Raw genomic sequence first — 1,083 nt, forward strand, 5'->3', positions numbered from 1 at the left:
TCGCTAGTAGCGCTGGTTTCTTTTTCTCGATTTAAGAAAGCTTCGTAAAGGTCTTTGTTTGACTCTACTTCTCGTTTCAATTGCTCATAGCGCGCCTTTTGCGAACCCAATGATTGGAAATCTGATTTTTTTCTGTCCAGTTCTTCGCGCAACATGTCTTCTTGAGCTTTCGCTGCAAGTAAGTCTTGTTGCTTACTAAAAGAGATTTCGCGAATCAATTGCTGAGTTCGCTCTTGAATAGAGGCGAGTTGCGCTTTCGCTTGGACCATTCGATCGTGTTTTGGTCCATAACGTTGCGCCAGTTCAGAAACGTTCTTCGCAGCTTGGGCTTCTGAAAGGTTCAAATCACGAATCTGAGCTTGATTGGCAAACTCGTCAATGGACAGCAGGCTATCAAGATTCTGAGAAGATTTTCTTTTTAGTAGTTGGATCAAGGTTTGCGCTTCGATGCGCTTATTGACAGCGGTATTGAGTTTACGGTTAAGCTCTTCTAGTTCGTTGGCGTAGATGTCGTCGATGCCGTTGATATCAATCAGGCCTTCTTTGAGCAAAAACTCTTGCAAAGCATGCTCTGATTTTTTTAAGCGCTCTTCGAGTTTTTGAGAGTTATTAGTCAGCCATGTTGCTGCATTTTGAGTCACTACGAGCTTGGCTTCGAAGTTGGCATCAATATAGGCCTGACCAACCGCGTTCGCGACTCTTGTTGCTAACTTTGGATCGGCAGAACGAAAGCTAATTCGCACTAACTGTGTGTTTCGAACAGGTTCAATTTCTAGCTTTCTTTTGAAGGCTTGAAGTGCTTGATAGTAAGACTCAGAGTATTGTGATGTCTCTTTTGGGCTAGGAGAGACATTCAATAAATCTTGTACTAACGGGACTGCTTTGATGTCGTCGATTTTTTGTTTTAGTCCACCAGAGCTCGTAAATTCAGGGTGTTGAGTTAAATTCAGTTCATTAATGACTTTGTCGGCAATGTGGTTGGATTTCAGAATAGCGATTTGTGTTTGAAAGTACCCGCTACCACTGGTATCTACACCGTACACTTCTTCAATCGATAGCGCACTTTTTTGCTCTTCTTGAATC

General features: G+C 42.6%; 1 pseudogene. It reads right to left on the reverse strand.

The features are described 5' to 3' along the window. A pseudogene (locus tag R7Q09_RS24355) lies at positions 1–1,083 on the reverse strand (GumC family protein); the annotation flags it as partial.

It is taken from the genome of Vibrio sp. 2130-1, from assembly GCF_033339515.1.